This window comes from Kitasatospora sp. NPDC002551 (assembly GCF_040296005.1).
GTDB lineage: Bacteria > Actinomycetota > Actinomycetes > Streptomycetales > Streptomycetaceae > Kitasatospora.
Genome location: NZ_JBEOWI010000144.1, coordinates 1 through 3,762, shown reverse-complemented (window position 1 = coordinate 3,762; position 3,762 = coordinate 1). Strand labels below are relative to the sequence as shown.

5 protein-coding genes are annotated in these 3,762 nt (G+C 76.2%); 3 read left to right on the top strand and 2 right to left on the bottom strand.

The window, feature by feature from the left end; all coding sequences use genetic code 11:
* The coding region (locus ABT093_RS40585) for a carbohydrate-binding protein (RefSeq protein WP_350572534.1) at nucleotides 1-582 on the top strand (582 nt) is incomplete at its 5' end.
* A 420-nt stretch (nucleotides 583-1,002) separates the two neighbouring features.
* On the opposite strand, the gene ABT093_RS40580 is transcribed toward ABT093_RS40585, so the two are convergent.
* Nucleotides 1,003-1,944, bottom strand: coding sequence for a GlxA family transcriptional regulator (locus ABT093_RS40580; protein ID WP_350572533.1), 942 nt, complete (start codon nucleotides 1,942-1,944; stop codon nucleotides 1,003-1,005).
* Nucleotides 1,945-2,015: 71 nt separating this feature from the next.
* Between ABT093_RS40580 and ABT093_RS40575 the strand changes: the two genes are divergently transcribed.
* Both ABT093_RS40575 and ABT093_RS40570 read left to right on the top strand, forming a co-directional pair.
* A complete protein-coding gene (locus ABT093_RS40575) occupies nucleotides 2,016-2,648 on the top strand; it encodes an HD domain-containing protein (protein WP_350572532.1) in 633 nt (210 codons plus the stop codon).
* Between the two features lie 102 nt (nucleotides 2,649-2,750).
* Nucleotides 2,751-3,125: a hypothetical protein gene (locus tag ABT093_RS40570; RefSeq protein WP_350572531.1), complete on the top strand. Its 375-nt coding sequence runs from the start codon at nucleotides 2,751-2,753 to the stop codon at nucleotides 3,123-3,125.
* A 52-nt stretch (nucleotides 3,126-3,177) separates the two neighbouring features.
* Here ABT093_RS40570 and ABT093_RS40565 read toward each other — a convergent pair.
* A partial coding sequence (locus ABT093_RS40565) for a DUF4232 domain-containing protein (RefSeq protein ID WP_350572530.1) occupies nucleotides 3,178-3,762 on the bottom strand: 585 nt, incomplete at its 5' end.

Here is a 3,762-nt window from a genome sequence, read left to right as displayed (position 1 = left end):
ACCACCCTGACCGCCGCCAAGAACCTCGACCCCACCTGCAACCTCTTCAACCGCACCAAGGCCGCCTGGGACGCCGTCAGCGTCCCCGCCCAGACCGGCGACCCGACCTGCACGAACAACGGCGGCGACGACTTCTCGCTGGCGCTGACCCCGTCGTCCGGCTCGGTCCAGCCCGGCGCCTCGACCACGGCGACCGTCAACACCGCCGTCGTCTCGGGCACCGCGCAGACCGTCGCGCTAACCGCCTCGGGCCTCCCGGCCGGCGTCACCGCGAGCTTCAGCCCGTCGTCGGTCCAGGCCGGCTCCTCGGCGACCCTGACCCTGGCGGCCTCCTCCACGGCCGCGACCGGGACCTACCAAGTCACCGTCACCGGCACCGCCGGCGCCACCGTCCACACCAGCCAGTTCAGCCTGACGGTCGGCACCGGCAACCCCGGCGGCGGCAGCTGGGCCGTCGGCACCACCTACAAGGCGGGCGACGTCGTGACCTACAACGGGGTCAGCTACCGCTGCCTCCAGGGCCACACCGCCCTGACCGGCTGGGAGCCGCCGAACGTCCCGGCGCTCTGGCAGGCCGTGTGACCGGGAGACCCTGACGCCCGGTGAAACCCGCCGTGCCGCGGTCCGTCGAGGGGACGGACCGCGGCACGGCCGTTTCCGGAGCCGGGGTGGATGCCCCAGTCGTCGACGTCCAGGCACTGGCCGGTCAGGCCGGGCAAGGGGGAGGAGCTGGGGAACCGGGCATTGTTGAAGCGCCGGCGGCCGCCGCTCGCCGGCACGTTCCGGGCCGGGGAGAGGCTGTTGTCGCACGGGAGCCGGACGACCTGCTGCCCCGGGCCCCGGAAGCCGTCGACGCACGTGCCGTCGGCCGTGGGGCTGAGGCTGGTCAGCTGTAGCTGCGGACGAAGGTGGGAGATGCCGCCCCGCTCGCCACCGGGCTCGCCGCGAGGGTGCCGGCGGACACCGGGCACCGGCCGCCGGGGCGGTGCGGGCGCGGCGGCGTCAGGCGCGGAAGGTGCTCCGGTAGTCCGTCGGGGAGGTGCCGACGTAGCGGTGGAAGGCCGCCCGGAAGGCGGCGGGGCTGCCCAGGCCGCTGAGCCGGGCGATCTGTTCGACGGGCGCCGCGGTGGTCTCCAGCAGCTCGCGCGCCCAGTCGATGCGGGCGGCGGTCAGCCAGGCCATCGGCGAGGTGTCGGTCTCCTGCTGGAAGCGCCGGATGAAGGTCCGGCGGGACATGTGGGCGCGGCGGGCCAGGTCGTCCACGCTGTGGCGCTGCGCGAGGTTGTCGAGCATCCAGGCGCGGACCGGGGCGAGTTCCACGCCGTGCGCGGCCGGACGGAGGCGCTCGATGAACTGCGCCTGGCCGCCGGGGCGCTGGGGAGGGGCGACGAGCGCCCGGGCCCGGTCGTTGGCGGCCGCGGCGCCGTGGTCGCGCCGGATGACGTGCAGGCACAGGTCGATGCCGGCGGTCACCCCCGCCGAGGTGAGGATGTCGCCGTCGTCGACGAAGAGCTGGTTCGGGCGGACGTCGATCCGGGGGTGCAGGCGCTGCAGCGCGGCGGCGTCCCGCCAGTGGGTCGTCGCGGGGCGCCCGTCCAGCAGCCCCGTGGCCGCCAGCGCGAACGCCCCGGTGCAGATCGACACCAGCCGCGCCCCGCGGGCGTGCGCCGAGCGGATCGCCGCCAGCGCGGCGGCCGGGGGCGGGGCCTGCGGGTCCACGTAGCCGGGGACGACCACGGTGTCCGCGTCCAGCACCGCCTCCAGCCCGGCGGGTGCGGTGACGGTGAACCCGCCGCTGTGGACCGGCCCGGCCGCCGGGTCGGCGCAGACCGTGACCCGGTAGTGCGGGTCCGGGCCGAAGGCCTGCACTGGTATGCCGAGGTCGAGCGGGAGGACCCCGGGGAGCGCCAGCACCGCGATCCGGTGCGGTTCCGTCGTCGCCATGGCACGATCCTAGCGGCACCCGGCCTGCGTGCCACTGTCGGGGGCGGACGCGGGATTCGTAGCCTGCGGCCATGGACTTCTCACTCGACCTGCCGACCGGCCCGCTGGCCGAAGCCGTACTCCGCGCCGCACGGACCTCCGAGTCCCCGCCGGTGGCCCATCACAGCGTGCGCAGCTTCCTGTTCGCCCAGCTCATCGCCGCCCACGAAGGCTGCCTGGAGGACGCCGCGTACGACCGTGACCTGCTGTTCGCCGCGACCGTGCTGCACGACCTGGGCGCGGGCGACCTGGCGCCGGGCGCGGCCCGCTTCGAGGTCGAGGGCGCCGACCTGGCGGCGGACCTGCTGCGGCGGCACGACGTCGCCGAGGCGGACGTCGACCGCGTGTGGGAGGCGATCGCCCTGCACACCTCGCCCGGGATCGCCGAGCGGCGCGGCCTGCTCTGCTACCTCACCCGCTCGGGCGTGGGCGCCGACTTCGGGCGCAACGCCGAGATCGTCGCCCCGTGGGAGAAGCGGATCCACGCCGCCTATCCGCGGCTGTCCATGGTCCGCTCCCTCGTCGACGCGATCGTGGAACGGGCCGCGCGCTCGGAGGACGCCGCTCCCCGCTACTCCCTCGGCGGCGAGCTGCTGCGCGAACGCCGGGCCGGGGGCCTGACCGAACTGGAGCGCGCGGCGGCCTCCTGCCCGTGGGGCGAATGAGCGCGGGCGCGAGCGCCGGGTACCGTGACCTGCGGCGCCGGTGAGGTGCCCGGCCGACGGAGGCCGGGCCGGCGGCACCGACACAGGGGAGGCGGAGTACGGATGACTCTGGAGGCAGGCGGTCGCGTCCGTCTCGTCGAGGACCTCGGGATCGGTGAGGCGTTCACCCGGGAGTCCGGGGCCGCCGCCGGGTTCCTCGCGCTCGGCGCCGGGATCGAGGGCACCGTGGAGCGGGTGCACGGCGAACTCCCCCCGAGCCACGAGGTCGGCGAGTACCAGCGGCTCAAGGCGCTCTTCGAGGACTACGGCCACACCATGCCGGCGGCCAGCCGTGAGCGGCTGGAGGCGGAGGTCGCCGCGCTGGAACCGCAGTGGGCCGCGCACCTGGAGCGGGGCCGGCAGGTGACGGTCCGGGTCCGCTGGGACAACGGCTTCGTCCTCGACGAGGTGCGGCAGGACGTCCTCGCCGCGCTGTGACGCCGGCCCTGCCCGCCGCGCGGGAAGGGCCCGGCCGCGGACCGCGCGGAGCTCAGGGCCGCTGGTCCGCGGTGGCCGCGCTGGCGGCGGCGTCCGCGACGGTGGCCCGGTACAGGCCGAGCCTGGGCGCCAGCACCTTCGCGCCGGAGCCGAGCGGGACGTTGCGGGTCTCCGCGGTGGGCATGTGGTCGCCGTCGGCCAGGACGTTGAGCTGGTCGATGCCGGGGACGGTGCCGGTGCTCGCGCCACCGGGGTTGAGGTCGATCACCGCGTACGCGGTCCTTCCGGCGCCGACCGGGTAGGCGGGGGCGCCGCCGAGCCCGCCGGGGACCAGCGGCTTCACCTCCTTGCCGCGGTCGGTGGCGCGCGAGTCGCCGAGGCTGACCAGCGGGTAGTAGCCGAGGCCGCAGGCGTGCGGGCCCTGGTTGCGCACCTCGATCACCCGCTGGGTCGCCGCCTCGGGGCGGGTGGTCACCCGGACCGTCAGGTCCTTGCTCTCGCACGGGTGGCCGTAGGCGTAGGCGTCGCCGTCGGCCGGGCCGCCCGCTCCCCCGGCGGCGGTCGGCGGCGTGCTCGCGGACGGCTGGGCGGCGGCCGGCGCCGGTGCGGCGGGCTTCGACGCCGCCGGATTCGCGGC